The sequence below is a fragment of the Pantoea sp. 1B4 genome, assembly GCF_016925765.1.
GTDB lineage: Bacteria > Pseudomonadota > Gammaproteobacteria > Enterobacterales > Enterobacteriaceae > Pantoea > Pantoea agglomerans.
Window position 1 is genome coordinate 132504 of record NZ_JAEUWZ010000003.1, and the last position, 21522, is coordinate 154025.

The following is a 21522-nucleotide window of genomic DNA, read 5'->3' on the forward strand; positions in this document are numbered from 1 at the left end:
ACCAGCAGATTTCGCTTAAAATTTCTTCTTTATTGGTTCAACCAGCACCTTTAATAGAGGATTAATAGCGAATAAGGCTACACTAGCGCTTCAAATATCACGTGGGTAAATGTTACCCTTGCCAGCTGAATAATTTGCACTTCATTGATTAAGTTGAGTATTTGAGGATTTGTTATGAGTAAGAACCTGAGCAGCCTGAACAATATCCGCACGCTTCGTGCAGAGGCGCGCAATATGGCTTTGGATATGCTGGAAGAGTTACGCCAGAAATTAGAGACCGTGGTAAATGAACGTCGTGAAGAGGAAAACGCGCGGGCAGCGGAAGCCCGTGAGAAAGCAGAAAAACTGGCGTTCTACCAGGAGCTGTTAATGGAAGAAGGGATTAATCCGGCGGAGCTGGTGAATAGCGCATCCCCCCTCGGTAACCGGCAAAAAAGAAACGCGCAAAGCGTCCGGCGAAATACCGTTACAATGACGAAAATGGTCAGGTTCGTTACTGGACGGGTCAGGGCCGAACGCCCTCCGTAATTAAGGCGGCCATTGAAAACGGCCAGTCGCTGGATGATTTCCTGCTGTAGTCGCATTTATTTCTGCCGGAATAGTGACCGTCATTACGCGGGAATATTCCGGCAGGCAAAGTCACAGGCGCAGAAATTCATCCGGGCCTGGTCACTCATCGTCCTGTCGTAATGTCTCATCACTCATCACCGGATGCGGCCCCCGAAATGTCCGGCGCCACTCACTGGGAGAGACGCCAAACCGGGATTTAAAACGCTGACGAAATGACACGGGCGAATCAAAACCCGCCTTTTCTGCCACACATTCAATGCTGATGCCGGTGGTTTCGAGTAATAGCTGGCTGCGTTGCAGACGCTCTGCTGTCAGCCACTCTCCCAGGGACATGCCTGTCGCCTTGTGAAAATGACGCGTCAGCGTTCGCCTGCTCATGCCAAGCGTCCGCGAAAGTGAGTCAAGATCCTGCGGCTGATGCAGATTCTGTCGCAGCGACGCCAGCAACGCGTTGATCTTACTGTCACGCGTTGTTTCCGGAACCGGCCGCTCAATGAATTGCGCCTGACCGCCTTCACGGTAAGGCGGCACCACCATGCGTCTGGCTACCCGATTAGCCATGGCGCTGCCATAGTGGTGACGGATGATATCCAGGCAGCAGTCGATGCCCGCCGCGGTGCCGGCAGAAGTGATCAGACGAGTGTCCCGGGTATAAAGAGCATTACTGTCGAGGTGAACCTGCGGAAAGCGCTCGCAGAAGTCACGCTCAAATTCCCAGTGAGTGGCAGCACGATGCTTATCGAGCAAACCTGCATAAGCCAGTACGTAAGTGCCCAGACATAGTCCAACGACCTCTGCGCCGCGCTGCCAGGCTGCCACCAGCTTATCAAGCAGCGCCTGCGCAGGTTTTTCAGCCGGATTATGCCAGTAGGGCACGATAATAATGTCCGCCTGATCAAGCGGGTCAAGACCCTGTTCCACCGTAATTGACAACCCCATCTCTGAGATGACCGGGCCTGGTTTCAGTGCGCAGATATCGACATGAAACAGATCCTGCTGCGGCAGGGCTGAGCCGAACAGAATACAGGGAACTGAAAAATGAAACGGACTAAAACCGGCCGTTGCCAGCACCGCGACTCTCAGAGCAGCCATCCTCTCCCCCCTTATTGTGTGACAGCGTAGTGTTGAGAACTCACGGCACAATTGTGCCGGTTTAGTGCCACGACGCTCAGAACGTCATTGTTTCACCATCTTCCGGGATCAGCACCTGGTCAGCAATACCCTGTTCGGTAGTCCAGGCACGCAGCTCCGCGCGCGTCAGCAAACAGTGGTTGATCGCCTCCATGTGTGAGGCAACCAGCGTTGCGTCAGGCAGGATATTCAGCGTGCGCTGGGTATCCTCTTTTCCCATGATAATCGGGCCATAGAGATCGTTGGTTGCATTGCCGATATTCATTACCACCACCTGTGGTTGAAATCGTTGCAGCGCTCTGACATAAGGTTTAACCCACACGGTATCGCCAGCAATGTAGAGGGTTTTTTCTGCCGGATGGGTAAAGACCAGACCACAGGCGTCACCCAGAATATCCCCCATCACTTTGTCGGCATATAACGCATTGCTGCCGTGCTGACCGTCGGTTTTATAAATCGTCAGGCCATCAACAAACGGATTCTCATCCTGCAGCACGCGAACATTTTCAAACCCCTGCGAACGAATCAGCGCTGCATCCGTTTCATCCTGGCTGTAGATCATCATCGTCTTCGGCACTAGCTTCTGCGCAGCCTCATCCCAGTGATCCATATGCGTGTGAGTGATAATAACCGCATCGACTGCCAGCAGTGCAGCGACCGGAACAGGCAGCTCAACCATCGGATTTCTCAGATGGGGACGGGCATTTCCGGCAAATCCGGGCCAGGCCTCTTTTTCGGCCAGCATCGGATCGATCAGGAATTTTTTGCCTGCATAGTCCAGTAGCAGTGTGGCATTACGAATCTGGGTCAGCTTCATTTTGGCTCCGTAAACAGTCTCAGTGAAATCAGCCAGGCTTACTGGCTACCATCAGGTTAATTTACGGCACTGTTTACCTGCGCGTAACAGGCTCAAAGGACAGTGTTCGATGGAATCGGGCCAAACTGCACTATTTTCTTGTGGCAGGGTATCTATCGGTGCTGGCGTCGCGACGAAACAGCCCTGAATGTTCAGTAATGGCAGGCGTTCCGGAAGTTGCTTTTAACTCTTTACCGACAACGATAACGCTCTCTGCCGATGTCTGTTTAAAGCATTGCCGGTTAAGGTATTAGTAGCCCTGGCGGGTCCCGGACCTGTGTTCTGATTATCAACCTTTGACAGGAGAGTCTGTGAACGACTTATGGAAATTGCACTGGCTGGAGGCATCGGGTGATGTTGGGCCCTATAAATCGGCAATAGTCAGGGCCGCTGAGCTCGCCTGCGAGCACCTCTCCTCCGTGACACGTGTCCCTCGTCTGGATATTCTGGTTCAGTGCATGCCGGAGGCAGTAATACCTGAAACCGGTTTTGCAGGCCGGGCTTACGGGCCCACCCTGTTCGGCCTGGCCATTGACCCGGCAAATCCGAATCTGCCCGGGATGCTGGAAAATGGCACGCTGGTGCGTCATATCGTGCATGAAGTCCATCACTGTTTGCGAATGCGCGGGCCGGGATATGGCTGGACGCTGGGTGAAGCGCTGGTCAGCGAAGGTCTGGCGGGTCAGTTCGTCTGCTGGCTGCTTAAAACGGCAGCAGAGCCCTGGGAACGGGCCATAGAGCTAAGCGAATTACAGGCTAATCCAGTGCCGCTGACCACGCTGCAAAGTCCTCATTATGATCATTCTGCCTGGTTCTTCGGCACGGGCGACTTTCGCCGATGGTATGGCTATACGCTGGGCTACCAGATGGTTGCCGCATGGCGCCGTGATAACGCGGAATGCGCTACAGAGAAATGGTTCAGCGTGACAGCCGATGAGGTGATTGCCGCGGGGCTGGCTAAGGGACTGCTGACAAATTGAGGATAAAAAAATGCCGCAGCAGGCTGCGGCATGTCATTTCAGATTCGCATCAGAAATCGGCTTTCAGAACCACACGATAATTGGCTTTACCGGCGCGAACGTGATCCAGCGCTTTATTGATGTCAGACATCGGGAAGAACTCAACCTGTGGCGCAATATCCGCACGCGAGGCGAGTCGCAGCAGCGAACGCAGCTGGCCTGGTGAGCCGGTTGATGAACCGGTCACCGCTTTATCGCCCAGGATCAGATCAAAAGCACTCACTTCAATCGGCTTCATCACGGCACCCACGGTGTGGAATTTACCCTGAGGTGCCAGCGCAGCGAAATAAGGTTTCCAGTCCAGGTCGACCGCCACAGTACTCAGGATCAGGTCAAAACGGCCTGCCTGCTTTTTCAGAGCTTCTGGATCACGGCTGTTAACCACTTCATCCGCGCCCATATCCAGGATCGACTGCTTCTTATCTGGCGTTGAGCTGAATGCCACCACTTCGGCACCCATCGCGTGCAGGATCTTGATTGCGATATGGCCCAGTCCGCCGATACCAATCACACCCACACGGCTGGTTGCCGTGATGTTGCTCATCAGCAGCGGTTTAAACACGGTGATACCGCCACACAGCAGCGGACCGGCGCTCGCCACATCCAGTTTTTCCGGCAGCGGAATAACCCATTGCCAGTCAGCACGCAGCTTCTCGGCAAAACCACCTTTGTTCATGATGGTCGGGATGCTGCCCTGCTGACAGTTAACCTGCTCGCCGTTAATACAGGCATCGCAGTGCTGACAGCTTTTTGCTGTCCAGCCGATTCCTACACGCTGGCCGACTGAAAGACCTTTGTTCTTAGCCGCTTCGCCCAGGGCTGAAACCCGGCCAATCACTTCATGTCCTGCAATCACCGGGAACTGAGAGATGCCCCACTCGTTGTCGATCATCGACAGATCTGAGTGGCAGACGCCACAATATTCGACCTGGACTTCGACTTCTTCGGCTGCCAGTTCGGCGGCATCGTACTCATAGAGTTCAAGGGCCTGGCCAGCCTGCATGGCTGCATAACTTTTAATTTTCATTCATACCTCTGCGTGGTTAATCACCGACAAGTGTAACAACTGAAAGCCCGCCCTGCCTGGTCGTTGCGCTTACACCGCACTTTTTTGTCTTTTATGCTGATAAATCAGCCCTTAACCTGCGCACCGGAAAGAGTTTGTAACACCTTGAGCTGCGCGACGGCTTCCTGCATCGCATCCATCCCCTGCGTCAGTTCACGCAGGCTGCCGAGATGCTTCGCAATATCAGCGCGCTCATGTCGCGTCTGTTGATTCATGGCCGCCAGCGTATCGGCTGCGCTGATACTGCGCTCTGCCATCTGGGCGGCGGTCTGCGCCGAATCACTGGCCACCAGCCGGATACGTGAGATGGTGCTGACTGCCTCACCGATGTTACTGGCCGTAGCTTCAGCCTGCTCTTTTGAGGAGTGCGCCAGACGACGAACTTCGCCCGCGACCACAGCAAATCCCCGCCCAGCCTCGCCTGCACGAGCCGCTTCTACTGCGGCATTCAGCGCCAGGATATTGGTCTGGAAAGCAATATTGCTGATGCCATGCGTAATCTCATTGATGCCGTTGGAAATTTTCTCCAGATCGTCCAGACCATCATCCAGCCGGCCCTGCGCCTGCTGACTCTCGGTGGCGATGTTACTGATGTTACGGATACTGCTCTCTGCCAGGCTCAGGGTTTCTCCCTGGCTCTGAGTGGCTGTTTCCAGCACCGGCAGCGCCTCCATCAGCGGCGTCAGCGCCTGCTGATAAGTGATAACCCGATCCAGCACCCGCGTCTGGATGCTGTTCAGCGCTTCCCAGCGGCGCAACGCTCGCTGCGCGTAGTGTGCCGCGTAGCCGGCGTACTCTACCGGGAACTGGCTCATCGCTTTGACGTCATGATTAAAGAACACCAGCGCGGAGAGCGTCTGATTGATGGGCACACCCAGGATTTCGCCGAAGCTGGAAAAACCGGCGGCGGCAATGCCTTTGAAGAAATGGGCATTATGCAGCTTATCGGCATTACCGACACGGCGCAGGATACAGTCGTTCATCAGGATCGCCGCGGGTTTGCCATGCTGAGCGGTAAATGCCTGCCACTCCTGCTGCGTCGTCTGTTTAAAGTCTTTCTCTTCCATCAGGAACAGTCGATCGCCAAACTCAAGATCGCAGAAAAAGTGTACGCCGCCCGATTCAATTTTGGCGATTGAGCGAATAAAGTACTCGCCGCCAACTTTAACGCCGAAAGTGAGTCCCTTCAGCCGTTCGCTCAGTTGCGCTTCGTTGCAGTTGAGATGTTCACACAGCGCCGCAACAAACGGCTGCTGCTGCCCCTGACGGTTAAATACTGACGTCACAGTACGCGCTATCGGATCGGCTTCAGCAATCAGCCAGCTCTGATCGCGTGGCGTAAAGTTCTGGCTTTTAAAAGGAGCAAATGATTTTCCTGGCGCCATCTGGCAGAACACAATCACCGCCTTGCCCTGCAACACCTTGCCACCTGTACCAATCCAGGTGCCATCAAAGGTGATTTTGCCTCCCGCCGAACCACCAATCGCCAGGCAGGGAAAGCGCCCGCTGTTATACCAGGCCTGCATCAGAAAGCCTTCGGATGCCGACAATCCGTCACAGTAAATCATGGCGAAAGTACGATCGGCCGAGAGCGGCATCCGCACCTGCAAGCGCGCCAGCTCCTGCTGGATGGCGGTGATGCGCTGGCTGGCAGTCTGCGTGTCGGCGACATGCAGATCAACAATATGCGTCTCATGGCGTGCGATCAGTGTGTCCGGCAGCCAGAGGTAGCTTCCCTCCGGGCCATTGCCATCACAGTAGGTGCTTTGCGATCTGCTGCTGCTCAGCGCGCCGTTGGAAGAGAGCGTCAACACCGTCAGGTCGGCGGAATTGAATCGCTGCCAGGCCTGACTGACCCGCTGAAAATCGGCTTCAGGCGGAACGAAGGTCATCAGGATGCCGCCCGCCCGCGAGCTTAAACCCACGGAGGCCAGTGAATCTGGCAACGCACAACAATCGTAGGTGCCATTGGCAGGCTGACTGCTACGCCTAAGACGGGCAACAGGCAGGTGTCTTTTGATCGTCTTAATGATCGACATATTATTATTTTCGCTTTTATTTGAGTAATTTGCGCTTAAATTAGCGCTTTCTGGTGTGTATAAAAGGAGGGCTAAAAGCAGGTCCGTTCGCGTTCAGAACTCGTCGCGGAGTGCCGGGTTCATCAATGATCGGCGCACTCAACGCCTGTTGGTTATCGCCAGTAGCGGGAAAACCTTTAACGATTGCTGCAGTTGGTTTATTGGATGAAGATGTTATATTTTCGTAGCATAAAATAAGCTTTAGCGTGATTTTACCGGGAAGATATAAGGCTGTGCGGGTGACTGATGTTTACTGTTTGCGATACAGACTCATCAGTGCGACAATTGTAATGTCAAGTGTAAATACAAAGGAACTCGCTATGGGCACAATTAACATTCGAATCGATGATGACCTGAAGACACGATCCTATGCTGCGCTCGAAAAAATGGGTGTGACTCCTTCTGATGCGCTGCGCCTGATGCTTGAATATATTGCAGATAATGAACGTCTTCCCTTTAAGCAAACGTTACTCAGTGACGAAGATGCGGCGTTAGTAGACATAGTTAAAGAACGCCTGCGAAACCCTGAGCCTGTCCGGGTCACACTGGATGACCTTTAATGACCTGGCAACTGGAGTTCGATCAGAGGGCACTGAAAGAGTGGCGCAAGCTGGGCCCGACAGTACGTGAACAGCTTAAAAAGAAGCTGGCTGAGTGTCTTGAGTCACCCAGAATTGAGGCGAACAAACTCAGCGGGATACCTGACTGCTATAAGATCAAGCTAAAGTCATCCGGTTATCGACTTGTATACCAGGTTATTGATGACCGGGTGGTGGTTTTTGTGGTGGCTGTCGGGAAAAGAGAGCGCTCAGAGGTTTATTCTGCCGCTTCCAGGCGTCTCTCTTAAACAGGCGACTTCACCGCTAACAAACAAAGCGGCGCTATTCCTGTTTACCTGTCACTCTGCTGGTTCCAGTGCTGTTCGCAGCGCTCCCGAGCTTCGGCAGGCAGGTCGCGTAAATCTGGCAGCGTGTCGCCGGAACCGTAGCCCATTGATCCCCTCGCTTCCTGCTGTTCATCCTGCGCGGCGAACGTGATTTTCTCATCCAGCTGCTGCCAGCTATCGCCCTGCTGCCGGTAGATGACAGCAAAAGTGGGCGTCTGTGCATCATCGCCGTAAATCTCATATTTCTGCTTCTGCTCGTCAGAGCCCAGCTCAAGCGTATCGATTAAGGTCGCATTACTCATAGCACTCTCCTTTTTCGTCAGGTCTGTAAGCGTAGTTCATCACCTACGGCCCTGCCGACACTATCCCCCCTTCGAAAAATTAACATCACTATTATCAATCAATTAAGTATGTGCATTTGCATAAACGAAGCGGACGACTATGCTTGCAGATGTGACTAGCTAGTCCTTTTTATCTAATGGAACATTGATATGAGGTCTTCCTATGACACAACAGAAATACAGAGGTGGTGCCGGCAATTTTGCCAACGATCCAGAACGGGCGAGTGAAGCTGGCAGTGCAGGAGGCAAGGCCAGTGGGGGCAATTTCAAAAACGATCCTGAAAAAGCCAGGGAAGCCGGTCGGAAAGGAGGCAAAATTAGTCGCCGTCCTTCTAAGTAATTCTGAATAAAGCGCTTTAGGACGTATTACGCCATGGAATGGCATCTATTCCAATCAGGTTCATCATGCCCCCCTCTTTTAGCCTTAATGCCTCTCTGACCAGGGTAAAAGCGGGTGAATGTTGCTTGCGGCTGGGATAGTAGAGGTAATAGCCGGGAAACGGCTCGCACCAGCGCTCCAGCACGCGGATCAAGGTGCCCTGCTCCAGCCCTTCTGCGACTTCCTGCTCAGGCAGGAAAGCGATCCCCAGCCCGGCGAGAGCCGCTTCTGCAATGTGTGCCGAAGTGTTGAACGTTAGCTGTCCATCCACCCGTACATTTAACGGCCCCTCTTCACCGTCGAACTCCCAGACGTACAACCCACCCGCTGTCGCCTGCCGCATGTTAATGCAGTTGTGATGCAGCAGATCCTGCGGAACCTGCGGCGCAGCATGACGACGAAAGTAGTCGGGCGTGGCCACCGCAGCCATCCGTAATGGCGGGCTTATCGGCATCGCCACCATGTCTTTATCAATGGTGTCTCCCATCCTGACCCCTGCATCAAATCGATCGGCCACGATATTGCGTAAGCCATGATTAGCATCGAACTCAAGCCGGATATCAGGATAAGCCGCCAGCAATGGCGTCAGCTTTGGCATCAGGAGTGAGCTGAGAATATGCGGCCCGCAGGTGATCCGTACCGTGCCGGCTGGCTTGTCCCGCATCGCGGTCAGCATATCCAGTTCCGCCTCAATTTCATCGAACCGATTGCCAATCGCCTGGATTAACCGTTCACCCGCCGCGGTCGGTGAAACGTTACGGGTCGTGCGGGTAAGCAGCCGAATCTCCATCCGGTTTTCAAGCGCGGTAATGGTCTGACTTAACGCGGGCTGCGTCACGCCCAGCAGCGCTGCCGCGCGGGTAAAGCTGCCCTCACGCGCCACGGTAATAAAAGCCTGCAGGTCATTCATGTTGCGCTTCATACTGCACTCCCGCCGATAGATTTATAAGGTCTGCTTATAACCCCATTAAGGATTCATTAGCTAGTCAATATAAAGCGAAACAGTAAAATTTCCTGAGTTCATCAGCACCGCAAACAATGAAACAGGACACAACATGACTTCCACGGAAACAACTGACTGTTCCCCCCCGGCATAAAGAAGCGCACTGGGGTAGTGTATGGGCAATGACGCTGTGTGTATTCGCGCTCATCGCCTCTGAATTCATGCCGGTCAGCCTGTTATCGCCGTTATCACAAGATCTGGCGGTCAGCGAAGGTCTGGTCGGACAGGGCATCGCTATCTCCGGCGCACTGGCAGTGATCACCAGCCTCTCAATAACCCGCATCGCAGGGAACCTCGACCGCAAAATTCTGTTGCTGGCGCTCACGCTGGTAATGGCACTATCCGGATTGATGGTGGCGATGGCACCCAACTATCTGACTTACATGACTGGCCGGGCATTGATTGGCGTGGTGATTGGCGGTTTCTGGTCGATGTCAGCGGCGGTCGCTATCCGGCTGGTCCCCTCCGGGCAGGTGCCGCGCGCGCTGGCCATTTTCAACGGCGGCAATGCGCTGGCGACGGTTATCGCTGCACCGCTGGGCAGCTATCTCGGTTCTGTCATTGGCTGGCGCGGGGCTTTTTTCAGCCTGGTGCCGGTAGCCTTGATCGCCCTGATCTGGCAGGCGTTCACGCTGCCATCGATGCCGGTCAACTCGGCCCGGCAGCGCAGCGGAAAAATTCTGCAGCTGCTGCGTTCGCCGCTGGTTACGGTGGGTATGACCGCCTGCGGCCTGCTCTTTATGGGCCAGTTCACCCTGTTTACCTATCTCCGTCCGTTTCTGGAAACCGTGACGCAGGTTGACGTTTCTGCGCTGTCGCTGGTGCTGCTGACCATTGGTGTCGCCGGCTTTATCGGCACGCTGATTATCAGTGCTGTTTTGCAGCGCGGATTCTATCTGACCCTGATGATCATCCCGTTGATTATGGCGCTGGTTGCGGTGCTGCTCATGGTGTTCGGTCATCACCTGTGGCTGGTGGCGCCACTGCTTGGCATCTGGGGACTGGTGGCAACAGCGGCACCAACCGGATGGTGGGCCTGGATCGCCAGAACCTTTCCGGATAATGCCGAGACCGGCGGCGGATTAATGGTGGCCATCGTACAGCTGTCGATTGCTTTGGGGTCGACGCTGGGTGGCCTGGCCTTTGACCATGCAGGCTGGCAGACCACCTTTGCCATCAGCGCCACATTACTGGTCACTGCCGCCGGACTGGCGATGATCACTGCCCGTAAGGAAAGCGCTGCCTGATAGCAGATGCGTTGTTTAACCGGGCAACCCGTTGCCCTCACGTCGTCAACCCCGATAAGGATCTTCTTATGAGAGCATTAACCCTGATGTTTGGACTGTTGATCAGTTCATTTGCGGCCAGCGCTGCCGATATGTCACGCGGCGCCGATAACTTTTATCAAAGCGAGAAAGTCACCCGCGAGAAAGTCACCTTTAAAAACCAGTATCAGATGGGTGTGACCGGCACCCTGTACAGACCGAAAGAGGCCGGTAAAACGGCGCACCTTCCGGCAATTGTGGTAGGTCATCCGATGGGCGCAGTCAAAGAGCAGAGCGCCAGCCTCTATGCGCAGAAAATGGCTGAGCAGGGATTTGTTACCCTGGCAATTGATCTTTCATTCTGGGGCGAAAGTGAAGGCCAGCCACGCAACGCGGTCTCTCCGGATATCTATGCCGAAGACTTCAGCGCCGCCGTGGATTACCTGGGTACCCGCGAATTTGTCGATCGCGACAGGATTGGTGTGCTGGGTATCTGTGGCAGTGGCAGTTTTGTCATCAGCGCAGCGAAGATTGATCCCCGCATGAAAGCCATTGCTACCGTCAGCATGTATGACATGGGGTCAGCCAACCGTAATGCGCTGAATAAAAGCCAGACACTGGCGCAGCGCAAGCAAATCATTGAAGCGGCGGCACAGCAACGCTATGTAGAGTTCACCGGGGGTAAAACTGAGTACACCAGTGGTACACCACATAAAATTGATGCTGATTCGCCTCCGATAGCCAAAGAGTTCTATGATTTTTACCGGACGCCTCGCGGTGAGTTCACACCGAAAAACAGTTCAGCTGCGCTGACCACGCACCCGACGCTCACCAGCAACGTGAAATTCATGAACTTTTATCCGTTTAATGACATTGAGACCATCTCACCGCGCCCGATGCTCTTCATCACGGGTGATAAAGCGCATTCACGCGAATTCAGCGAAGATGCGTTCCAGCGTGCGGCACAGCCCAAAGAGCTCTATATCGTGCCTGATGCAGGCCATGTGGACCTTTATGACCGCACTGACCTGATCCCGTTTGCTAAGCTGACCGCCTTCTTTAAACAGCATTTGTAATCTTCCGCTGATCATTGATCCCAGCCCGTCTGCAGCCGCCTGCAGACGGGCTTTCTGCGTTATTGGCCTTTGCGATGGCGGGTCAGGTAGTGCTTCACCAGGACAAAGAAGAGCGGAACAAAGAACAGCGCCAGTACCGTGCCTGCCAGCGTACCGCCGATGATACCGGTACCGATGGCGATGCGGCTGTTAGCACCGGCGCCCGTCGCCACCGCCAGCGGGATCACACCGGCGATAAAGGCCAGCGACGTCATCATAATCGGCCGCAGACGGGTTCGCGCTGCCTGCAACGCAGCCGCGCTCAGCGAACTTCCCCGGCGAACCGCATCCTCCGCAAATTCGATGATTAGTATCGCGTTTTTGGAGGTGAGTCCGACCGTGGTCAGCAACGCCACCTGGAAGTAGATATCGTTGCTTAACCCGCGCAGTGCCACCGCCAGCACGGTACCCAGTACGCCGAGCGGCACCGCTAGCAGCACGGAGAAAGGCACCGACCAGCTCTCATACAGCGCAGCAAGGCAGAGGAACACCACCAGAATCGAGATCGCATACAGCGTGGTTGACTGCCCGCCCGCCTGCTTCTCCTGCAGCGAAAGACCGCTCCATGCTCCTGTGGTCCCTGCCGGGAGTTCATTGGCCAGTCGCTCAATGGTGTTCATGGCATCGCCGGAGCTGAACCCTTCGGCGTTCTGCCCCTGTATTTCGTAGGAGGCAGAGCCGTTGTAGCGGTTAAGGCTTTCGGGTCCCATGGTCCATCGGGTCGAGGCAAAAGCCGAGAATGGCGTCATGGTGCCCTCACTGTTACGGATGTACCATTTATCCAGATCCGAAGGTGATGAACGATACTGACCGTCGCCCTGAACATAGACCCGCTTTACCCGACCCCGGTCGATGAAATCATTGATATAGGCACCGCCCCAGGCGCTGGTCAGCGTATCGGTCACGTCATCCAGCTGCAGTCCCAGTGCCACCGCTTTGCTGGTATCAATATCGACCTGCAACTGCGGCGTTTGCGGCAGAATATTGGCCCGCACACCAAGCAGTTCCGGGCTTTGCGCTGCGCTTTGTAGCAGCTGATCGCGCAGGTTGCCCAGTTGCTCACGCGTGGTGCCACCGCTGGCTAGCAGCTCATAGGTAAAGCCGTTGTTCTGTCCCAGACCCGGCACCGACGGCGGCGTCAGCGCAAAGATCTGCGCATCCCGAATCGACGCCAGCGCGTAGGTGGCGCGCCCGGCAATCGCTTCGGCAGAGTTTTCACTACCCGGTCGCTGATCCCAGTTCTTAAGCTTGATAAATGCCATACCGGCATTCTGCGCAGCACCGCTGAAGTTAAAACCATTGATGGTGAAGACCACATCAATATTCTGTTTCTCTTCAGTCAGGAACCAGTCAACAATCTGCTGATTGACTGCCTCAGTGCGGCTGGCCGTGGCACCCGCTGGCAATGTTGCCTGAAGCATGATGCTGCCCTGATCTTCAGTCGGCAGGAAGCTGCCCGGCAAGCGGGTAAACATCACAAACAGCACCACGCCCATTGCCGCATAAAGCGATACCATGATCAGCGGACGGCGCAGAGTGCTCACCACTTTGTGACGATACTGGCGCTCGGTGGCGGCATAAAAGCGGTTAAAACCGCCAAAGAAGCCTTTACGATGGGGTGAGGTCGGCCGCAGCAACATGCCACACAGTGCAGGCGTCAGGGTCAGTGCCACCACCACGGAGAAGGTCATGGCGGCGATGATGGTGATGGAGAACTGCCGGTAAATCACACCGGTCGACCCGGCGAAAAAGGCCATGGGCAGAAATACCGCGGATAGCACCAGCGCGATAGCCACCAGCGCGCCGGAGATCTCTTTCATCGACTTTTCCGTTGCCTCACGCGCCGGCAGACCTTCGTCATGCATAATGCGTTCGACGTTTTCGACGACCACGATGGCATCATCCACCAGCAGCCCGATGGCCAGCACCATAGCAAACAGCGTCAGGGTATTGATGGTGTAGCCGCACAGCGCCAGTACGCCAAAGGTGCCGAGCAGTACCACCGGCACCGCCAGCGCCGGGATCAGCGTCGCACGGATATTCTGCAGGAACAGGTACATCACCACCACCACCAGCGCGATCGCTTCAATCAGGGTGATCACCACATCCTCAACGGAGATTTTGATGAAGTCAGTGCTGTCGAGCGCATAGGCCACCTCGTAACCTTCCGGCATTGAGTGGCGATACTCTTCAACTTTGTTTTTCACCAGCGTCGCGGTGGCCAGCGCATTCGCGCCCGGCGCCAGCATCACACCGACACCCGCCGCAGGATGCCCGTTGAGTCGTGTGGTCATGTCATAGGATTCGCCGCCCAGCTCCACCCGCGCCACATCACCCACGCGCACGATGGCACCGCTTTTGTCGCTTTTGACGATGATGTTTCGGAACTGCTCTGGCGTCTGCAGTCGCGACTGCGCTCTGACCGTGGCGGTGAGCTGCTGATTATCAGGCGATGGCAGGCCGCCGATTTTACCGGCTGAAACCTGAATGTTCTGCGAGCGTATCGCCGCCGACACATCGGAGGGCTGCAACGCAAAGGAGTTTAGTTTGAAGGGATCGAGCCAGATGCGCATCGCGTATTGACCGCCGAACACCTGGATGTCACCTACCCCTTCGGTCCTGGCCAGCGGCTCCTGCATATTACTGACCAGCCAGTCACCGATATCCGTGCTGTTGCTTTTGCCCGTGGTGTCATACAACCCCATCACCAGCAGGAAGTTTGACTGCGATTTGGTCACGGTAACACCAAGCTGCTGCACTTCGCTGGGCAGACGGGAGAGCGCCTGCTGCACCTTGTTCTGCACCTGTACCTGAGCCGTGTCCGGATCGGTGCCCTGACTGAAGGTGACGGTAACCGACACATTTCCCTGTGAACTGCTGCTGGAGGTAAAATAGAGCAGATTATCCAGCCCGGTAAGCTGCTGCTCGATCACCTGCGTGACGCTGTTCTCCAGCGTCTCCGCAGAAGCACCGGTATACGTTGCGCTGATATTCACCGAAGGTGGCGCAACATCGGGATATTGTTCAACCGGCAACAGGGTAATGGAGAGCGCGCCAAGCAACATGATTAAAATGGCAACAACCCATGCGAAAACGGGACGATAAATAAAAAAACGAGAAAACATCAGCGGGATCTCTTCCTTTTGGGCGGGTGCAAAACCTGCATTCCTGCAGGCTAACAAACAGCGTTGATTATAGGGTGTAACCTCAGGCTGAACATCCTGACGTGATCTTTTCTTAAGGCTGGCTGATCGTACCGTGACGCTGCATTTTCGATTTATCGCGGATTTAACTGTGCTGACATCCGATGTGGGCATCAAAGAGAAAGCCGATCCATAACGAATCTGCTGATGCATTAAGCAAAATGGTGAGCCCTGACTATTCTCAAATAAAGGATATTGATCAGGAGAAAACCATGAAATTTTTCTACTTCGTTTCGCTTATCGCCTCTGCCCTCTATTTACTGGCCTTCCTGCCTAAACTCCGCACCCGTCGTGAACCCATAGCCTACTGGGGATGCTGGACTTATCTGGGTGCTAACGCCATTTTCTGGGCCGTTTATGGTGTCATGCATTACATTTGAAGTCATTTTTTAAGCAAAGCGGTAAACAGGGATGTTTTGGGCGCTATCCTGCTGATTAATTGGGTTAGCGTGAGCGGGAGCTTAGAGATATATCATTTTTGAGTTTTCATCACAGCGACATGATTTTGTGCCTTCTCACAGGCCCGGCAGTTATTCAGGATTGCGAGACGTGCTGGAAAAATCATATAAGGCGGCTACGCTGATTTTCAGCTAACCCTCTGGATTTTAAAGCCTCCCGTCCCGCGGAACACGATGATTTCTTCTTCTGTGCCGTTATGGGATATATTGGCATCACTATCGTGAAATTTTCTCTGCATAACAGGTTATCCCGGCAATGGCTCTGATCCCTAAAAACTATACGCGGCTGGAAAGCGGCTACCGTGAGAAAGCACTTAAAATCTATCCGTGGGTGTGTGGACGCTGCTCACGCGAGTTTGTTTATTCAAACCTGCGCGAACTGACGGTTCACCATATCGATCACGATCATACCAACAACCCGGAAGATGGCAGTAACTGGGAGTTGTTGTGTCTCTATTGTCATGACCACGAACACTCAAAGTACACCGAGGCTGACCAGTATGGCACCCGTGTAGTGGCTGGCGAGGACGCACAAAAAGATGTCGGCGAAGCTACCTACAATCCCTTTGCTGACCTGAAGTCGATGCTGAATAAGAAGAAGTAATGACTGAACTGTCAGGCTGGCCGACCGGCCTGACAGTCTCGCTTCCCGAAGAGGATCACAACGTCTGGCCGCGGCCAGAACATAACGTAGTCCGTCATACCAGATGCCACCCTGGCCAGACTCAGCGCAATATGAATCCTTTACCAGCCGGTTATTTCAGATTTTGATATCAGTTATGGCCGGGAGAACCGTACGTCAATCCCCCCCCCTCACCGACACGCTTTTTGAGGCTATCTGTCGACAGCACCTTTCCTATTGGCGTGTAGCTATATGAGCTCTGGAATGTCTCGTAAAAAAAGAACCAGCGTCTTATTGCCATACAGCATCACATCGCCCTGCTGGATCGTGCCGGATTTATGCGGATCGCTATTAAGAGCAGCAGGCAGGTCTGCAAACATCTCATTGCCGTTCAGCTCCTCCATCGTCATGGTCAGCGGGAGTTGCTGTACAAATGCTTTCGCGGTGGCGTTATCAGCCAGCGCAATCTCATACGACTGATGGTTGATCGTCATAATAATCTTCATGGGACGCAGCTCTCCTGCCCGAACCGGGCCACTGGCTTTAACGGGCATCAGACTATAGGTGGAAAGTAAAACCAGCAAAAGTAAGGCTCTTTTCATAAGGTCGCGTTCCGGATTATGGTGCATCTGTTCAGACATGGAGTGCGTTGCTGCGATCGCCGTCCAGCCCTGAATAAACTGGCTCACTTACCCGCCGTTATCTGATGGTAAAGATTTATCCTTCACCCTTTCGCTGCACCATCACCCTGTCGGCGGAACTCGCGCGCCGCTTATTCTGCAACAGCCCGGATGCGCTGCGCTTCATCTGATGTGCTGAACTGATTTGCGGCTTACGTTTCGGACTGTCGAAACATTTTGAGAAATAATTTCCCTGAATAACAGCCGGTTTCCACGTTGTTGCAACTATTTCTGTACCAGGCTTAACAAATAACAACAGAGACAATGTGGAGCATTATGAAAGAGCAAAATCGCACAAATGGCATCGCTCCTTATGGGGGGTGCCGCCGGAGGCTGGGGCGCATTGAAGGCGGTTGCCGATGCTATCCGCGGCCAGATGTCTGTGAAGCAGGATGTGATCGCCCTGTTTAAAGTCAACCAGCCACAGGGCTTTGACTGTCCGGGCTGCGCCTGGCCGGACCCGCAACATGCCTCATCTTTTGAGTTCTGCGAAAACGGCGCAAAAGCTGTCTCCTGGGAAGCGACCAGTAAGCGCACCACACCGGAATTTTTCGCCGCTCATACCGTGACTGAACTGTGGGAGCGCAGCGCACTGCATCTGGAGGGCGAAGGCCGCCTGACCCATCCGATGAAGTATGATGCCGCTACGGATACCTATCAGCCCATCGAATGGGAGACGGCGTTCCGGGAAATTGGAGAGCATCTGCGCAGCTACGACGATCCGGACAGCGTAGAGTTTTATACCTCGGGACGCGCCTCCAATGAAGCGGCGTTTCTGTGGCAACTTTTCGCCCGCGAATATGGCACCAATAACTTCCCCGACTGCTCAAATATGTGCCATGAACCGACCAGTGTCGGGCTGCCGGAGTCAATTGGCGTCGGCAAAGGGACGGTAGAGCTGGAAGATTTTGATCACTGCGACCTGGTGCTTTGTATCGGTCACAATCCAGGTACCAACCATCCGCGCATGCTGGGCACGCTGCGGGAAGTGTCGAAACGCGGTGCCACTATTGTGGCGATCAACCCGCTGCGTGAACGTGGCCTGGAGCGCTTTACTTCGCCGCAGAGCCCGATTGAGATGCTGTCAATGAGCTCCACTGAGCTGGCATCGACCTACTACAAGGTCAGGGTGGGCGGTGACGCAGCGATGTTGAAAGGGGTGATGAAGATCCTGCTCACTATGCACGAGGAGGCGCTGAGCAAAGGCGAACCCGGCGTCATTGATGAAGCATTTATTACTGAGCACACTGAAGGCTTTAACGCCCTGAAAGCCGACCTGGAAAGCACAGACTGGGAGCATATCCTGAAAGTCTCGGGCATGGCGCGTGAGGAAATCCAGCATATCGCCCGGCTGTACGCCAGCGCTGAACGTACCATCATCTGTTATGGCATGGGAATTACCCAGCACCAGTACGGCACTCAGAACGTGCAGCAAATCGCTAACCTGCTGCTGATGCGCGGCAATATCGGCAAGCCGGGTGCAGGTATTTGTCCGTTACGCGGTCACTCAAATGTGCAGGGCGATCGCACAGTGGGCATCACAGAGATCCCGCCGCAGTCGCTGCTGGATGGCATAGAGAGGGTGTTTGGTTTCCGCCCGCCGCAGAAGCATGGTCACGGCGCCATTGAGGCAATAAAGGCGATGCGCGATGGCAAAGCCAAAGCGTTGCTGTGTCTGGGCGGCAACCTGGCGGAAGCGATTTCCGATCCACAGGTCACGTTCCCGGCGATGCGCAATCTTGATCTGGTGGTGCATATGGCGACCAAACTGAACCGCTCGCACCTGTTACTGGGTAAACATAATTATCTGCTGCCGGTGCTGGGCCGAACAGAGACCGATGTTCAGGCAACCGGCGCGCAGAGCGTCACCGTGGAAGATTCGATGTCGATGGTGCATGCCTCACGCGGTTCGCTGGATCCCGCCTCACCCCATCTTAAGTCTGAACCGGCGCTGGTCGCCTCACTGGCGAAGGCAACGCTGCCGGACAGCGTGGTTGACTGGTCAGCCATGGCAGCCGATTACAGCCGCATCCGCGATGCCATTGAAGCGGTGTTCCCGGCGTTTGAAAACTTCAATGAGAGGATTAAGCATCCGGGCGGTTTCCGGCTCTATAACGCCGCATCAGAACGGGTCTGGCTGACGCCATCTGGCCGTGCGCAGTTTAAAGTGATGCAGGGCATCAATGAAGATCCCCGCTCGCTGAAGTGCCATGATCTGGTGCTCACTACCCTGCGCAGTCACGATCAATACAACACCACGCTTTACGGGCTGAATGACCGCTATCGTGGCGTGACAGGCCGCCGCGATGTGCTGTTTATCAATGCAGAAGAGGCGGAGAAGCGACAGTTACGGGTCGGTGACCGTGTCGATCTGATGGCGCTGGACCCGGATGGCAATCCCACTTCGCGCCAGATGAAAAACCTGACCATCGTGATTATTGATATGGCCCCAGGTTCGGTCGGCGCTTACTATCCGGAGGCCAATGTGATGGTTCCGCTTGACAGCCACGATACCAAAAGCGGCATTCCCGCCTATAAAAGCATTCCGATATCCATGAAGCGTGTAACTGACGAGACCCAGACGACCTCAGGCGTTTTACGCTAGTCAGGCGTCTCAATACGTGAATGTTGCCAGCGTGGCCGGTGCTCCGGTCACGCTGTTTTCATTGTTGCGCCCTGAAGTTTTATCGATCCTCTCTGCCTTCTTTACCGCCTGTAAAGCACCCGACGTGAAGCAAGCCTGACGGTAACATCATATACACTACAGTCCTGAAAACGGCTCTATAAACGATCGACTCTTTTTTGCCTGCGCAGATGTTCAGCGCCCTACCGGAAAAATGCCATGTTTCACCTGATTTTCAGCTTACCCAGCTGGTATGTAATTGCGCGCGTCATTATTCCTTTGTCCCTGCCACTTGTCGTAAAGATCCTGCTCTCCGCTCTGGTGCTGCTGGCGTCACAATATCTTCTGGTGAGCCGTTTTACCTCGGGCGGGATCTTCTCCGCTGAAATGCCCCGCATCATCATCATTCTGTTTAACTGGGCGTACAGCACCGTGCTGCTGCTGGCGCTGCTTCAGATGCTGATGGATGCGGTCATGCTGATTGCCCTGCTGTTGCGTCATCCTCTGGAGCTGGTTCCCGGTGTTCGCTATCTGGCCGTAGTGCTGGCGGTGGGGCTGGCTGCCTTTGGCGTTCAGCAGGCGATACGCGTGCCGCCAGTCAAAGAGGTGACCCTTACGCTGCCCAATCTGCCCGCTGAATTCGATGGCTATCAGCTGCTGCAGCTGACCGACCTGCATATCACCCGGTTGTTTAATGCGGCCTGGACCGCCGCAATGGTTGAACGGGCAATGTCTCTCAAAGCCGATCTGATTGTGGTCACGGGCGATGTGATCGATGGCAGTCTGGCGCATCGACGACAGGACGTTGCGCCGCTGCGCGGGCTGGCAGCGCCTGACGGCGTATGGGCTATCACCGGCAACCACGAATATTTCTTCCATCAGGCAATCTGGACGGCGCATCTGGCCTCACTGGGTCTGCAACCTCTGCTCAACAGCCATTCCGTGATCCAGCGCGGAACCGCAAAGCTGGTGATTGCCGGCCTGCCGGACGCCTCCGCACCCGGCAGAAACGCGGTCGGCCCGGATCTGGCCCGCGCGCTGGAACAGGCACCTGAAAACGCGCCGGTAATCCTGCTGGATCACCAGCCACGCAATGCACGCCAGAACGCAGCGCAGGGCGTGGATGTGCAGCTCTCAGGACATACACATGGCGGCCTGATTATCGGGCTGGACAGGCTGTTTGCTAAACCCAACGCCGGGTTTGTTTCCGGGCTTTATCAGGTCGGTGGAATGCAGCTCTATGTGAATAACGGCACGGCACTCTGGCCAGGCATGGCGGTGAGGCTGGGTCGTCCCTCAGAACTCACCCGGATTACCCTTCGCCGCCAGCCGTAATCGCGTAACAAAATGGCGTCAGGAAAGTGCGGTTTTCGCAGGTGTGCATAAGATTGAGTGAGACAAAGGAGATCACCATGACGATGTTATGTACCGCCTGCGGAACGGCTTATCCCGCTCATTCCACTCATCAGCACTGTAAAATCTGTGATGATGAACGCCAGTACGTTCCAGCCGCCGGTCAGCGCTGGATCGTGTTTGATGAACTGCGCGCCTGCCACGCCAATAAGTGGACGGCTCACAGCGATGCGCTGTTAAGTCTTAAAACCGTGCCTGAGTTTGCTATCAACCAGCGCGCTTTTCTGCTGCGCACGCCGCATGGCAACGTACTGTGGGACTGCATTGCCAACCTTGATGATGCCACCTACACGTTGATCGCGGCGCTGGGCGGCATTGATGCTATCGCGATTTCACATCCGCACTACTACACCACCATGCAGGAGTGGGCTGAAGCGTTTAATGCGCCCATTCATCTGCACGCCCGCGATCGTCAATGGATTGTGCGGAAGAGTCCGCATATCCAGTTATGGCAGGGCGAGTCGCTGACGCTGATGCCCTCTGTGACGCTGTTACGGCTGGGCGGCCATTTTCCCGGCGGCAGCGTGCTGCACTGGGACGAAGGTGATGGGATGATTCTGGCGGGTGATATTATCCAGGTCACGCCGGGTGCGCATGGCGTGTCGTTTATGTGGAGCTACCCGAATATGCTGCCGCTGTCAGCCGCTACGGTAGGCGACATACTGCATCGGCTCTCCGGCGTGACATTCGGGCAACTGTATGGCGCGTTTGAAGGGCAGGATCTCCATCAGCAGGCAAAAGAGAAGGTGATGCGGTCGGGAGAGAAGTATCTGGCCTGTCTGCAGGATCATCAGGCGTAGCGCGGAATAAATGC

At 54.9% G+C, this 21522-nt stretch carries 19 protein-coding genes and 2 pseudogenes; 13 read left to right on the forward strand and 8 right to left on the reverse strand.

Translation table 11 applies throughout. The features are described from left to right. Positions 1–174: 174 nt before the first annotated feature. A pseudogene (locus JNO11_RS20365) lies at positions 175–578 on the forward strand (H-NS family nucleoid-associated regulatory protein). A gap of 91 nt (positions 579–669) precedes the next feature. Here JNO11_RS20365 and JNO11_RS20370 read toward each other — a convergent pair. Continuing rightward, positions 670–1662, reverse strand: coding sequence for a helix-turn-helix domain-containing protein (locus JNO11_RS20370; RefSeq protein ID WP_325177757.1), 993 nt, complete (start codon positions 1660–1662; stop codon positions 670–672). Between the two features lie 76 nt (positions 1663–1738). Continuing rightward, positions 1739–2518 carry an MBL fold metallo-hydrolase gene (locus JNO11_RS20375; RefSeq protein WP_061703005.1) on the reverse strand — a complete coding sequence of 260 codons (780 nt, stop codon included), beginning with the start codon at positions 2516–2518 and terminating at the stop codon, positions 1739–1741. 350 nt (positions 2519–2868) lie between these two features. On the opposite strand from JNO11_RS20375, the gene JNO11_RS20380 reads away from it, so the two are divergent. Further along, positions 2869–3537 carry a DUF2268 domain-containing putative Zn-dependent protease gene (locus JNO11_RS20380; protein WP_163641587.1) on the forward strand — a complete coding sequence of 223 codons (669 nt, stop codon included), beginning with the start codon at positions 2869–2871 and terminating at the stop codon, positions 3535–3537. Between the two features lie 49 nt (positions 3538–3586). Here JNO11_RS20380 and JNO11_RS20385 read toward each other — a convergent pair whose 3' ends face one another. Next, positions 3587–4603, reverse strand: a complete 1017-nt coding sequence (locus JNO11_RS20385) for an NAD(P)-dependent alcohol dehydrogenase (RefSeq protein WP_010257039.1) — start codon at positions 4601–4603, stop codon at positions 3587–3589. Positions 4604–4707: 104 nt separating this feature from the next. Then, entirely contained in the window at positions 4708–6681 is a 1974-nt protein-coding gene (locus tag JNO11_RS20390) for a methyl-accepting chemotaxis protein (protein WP_325177758.1), read from the reverse strand. A gap of 359 nt (positions 6682–7040) precedes the next feature. On the opposite strand from JNO11_RS20390, the gene JNO11_RS20395 reads away from it, so the two are divergent. Next, positions 7041–7280, forward strand: a complete 240-nt coding sequence (locus JNO11_RS20395) for a type II toxin-antitoxin system RelB/DinJ family antitoxin (protein WP_010257033.1) — start codon at positions 7041–7043, stop codon at positions 7278–7280. Continuing rightward, the gene (locus tag JNO11_RS20400; RefSeq protein WP_010257030.1) at positions 7280–7567 is read left to right on the forward strand and encodes a type II toxin-antitoxin system RelE/ParE family toxin; all 288 of its coding nucleotides are present in this window, start codon (positions 7280–7282) and stop codon (positions 7565–7567) included. Before JNO11_RS20395 ends, JNO11_RS20400 begins: the two co-directional genes overlap by 1 nt. A 44-nt stretch (positions 7568–7611) precedes the next feature. Here JNO11_RS20400 and JNO11_RS20405 read toward each other — a convergent pair whose 3' ends face one another. After that, positions 7612–7908 (reverse strand): hypothetical protein, encoded by a 297-nt coding sequence (locus JNO11_RS20405; protein WP_033770131.1) that lies wholly within the window; start codon positions 7906–7908, stop codon positions 7612–7614. 202 nt (positions 7909–8110) lie between these two features. Here JNO11_RS20405 and JNO11_RS20410 point away from each other — a divergent pair, with 202 nt between their 5' ends. Next, entirely contained in the window at positions 8111–8287 is a 177-nt protein-coding gene (locus JNO11_RS20410) for a KGG domain-containing protein (protein ID WP_010257023.1), read from the forward strand. A 16-nt stretch (positions 8288–8303) separates the two neighbouring features. Here JNO11_RS20410 and JNO11_RS20415 read toward each other — a convergent pair whose 3' ends face one another. Then, entirely contained in the window at positions 8304–9248 is a 945-nt protein-coding gene (locus JNO11_RS20415; protein ID WP_325177759.1) for a LysR family transcriptional regulator, read from the reverse strand. Positions 9249–9451: 203 nt separating this feature from the next. On the opposite strand from JNO11_RS20415, the gene JNO11_RS20420 reads away from it, so the two are divergent. Continuing rightward, on the forward strand, positions 9452–10576 hold the full coding sequence (locus JNO11_RS20420) for an MFS transporter (RefSeq protein WP_081113840.1): 1125 nt from the start codon (positions 9452–9454) through the stop codon (positions 10574–10576). Positions 10577–10644: 68 nt separating this feature from the next. Next, complete coding sequence (locus JNO11_RS20425; RefSeq protein WP_325177760.1) at positions 10645–11670, forward strand: alpha/beta hydrolase; 1026 nt, start codon at positions 10645–10647, stop codon at positions 11668–11670. Positions 11671–11729: 59 nt separating this feature from the next. On the opposite strand, the gene JNO11_RS20430 is transcribed toward JNO11_RS20425, so the two are convergent. Then, the gene (locus JNO11_RS20430; protein ID WP_045139847.1) at positions 11730–14834 is read right to left on the reverse strand and encodes an efflux RND transporter permease subunit; all 3105 of its coding nucleotides are present in this window, start codon (positions 14832–14834) and stop codon (positions 11730–11732) included. Between the two features lie 290 nt (positions 14835–15124). Between JNO11_RS20430 and JNO11_RS20435 the strand changes: the two genes are divergently transcribed. Beyond that, positions 15125–15292, forward strand: a complete 168-nt coding sequence (locus JNO11_RS20435) for a hypothetical protein (protein WP_009093121.1) — start codon at positions 15125–15127, stop codon at positions 15290–15292. Positions 15293–15626: 334 nt separating this feature from the next. Then, positions 15627–15974 carry an HNH nuclease YajD gene (yajD, locus tag JNO11_RS20440; protein ID WP_003850685.1) on the forward strand — a complete coding sequence of 116 codons (348 nt, stop codon included), beginning with the start codon at positions 15627–15629 and terminating at the stop codon, positions 15972–15974. 266 nt (positions 15975–16240) lie between these two features. On the opposite strand, the gene JNO11_RS20445 is transcribed toward yajD, so the two are convergent. After that, positions 16241–16681 carry a cyclophilin-like fold protein gene (locus JNO11_RS20445; protein WP_325177761.1) on the reverse strand — a complete coding sequence of 147 codons (441 nt, stop codon included), beginning with the start codon at positions 16679–16681 and terminating at the stop codon, positions 16241–16243. A 267-nt stretch (positions 16682–16948) separates the two neighbouring features. On the opposite strand from JNO11_RS20445, the pseudogene JNO11_RS20450 reads away from it, so the two are divergent. The 4 genes and pseudogenes from JNO11_RS20450 (at position 16949) to JNO11_RS20465 (ending at position 21508) form a co-directional block, all read left to right on the forward strand. Beyond that, positions 16949–19277, forward strand: a pseudogene (locus JNO11_RS20450) (FdhF/YdeP family oxidoreductase). 16 nt (positions 19278–19293) lie between these two features. Next, a complete protein-coding gene (locus JNO11_RS20455; RefSeq protein ID WP_325177762.1) occupies positions 19294–19416 on the forward strand; it encodes a hypothetical protein in 123 nt (40 codons plus the stop codon). 98 nt (positions 19417–19514) lie between these two features. Further along, complete coding sequence (locus tag JNO11_RS20460) at positions 19515–20630, forward strand: metallophosphoesterase (RefSeq protein WP_323169550.1); 1116 nt, start codon at positions 19515–19517, stop codon at positions 20628–20630. 77 nt (positions 20631–20707) lie between these two features. Then, positions 20708–21508, forward strand: a complete 801-nt coding sequence (locus JNO11_RS20465) for an MBL fold metallo-hydrolase (RefSeq protein ID WP_033774061.1) — start codon at positions 20708–20710, stop codon at positions 21506–21508. Positions 21509–21522 lie beyond the last annotated feature (14 nt).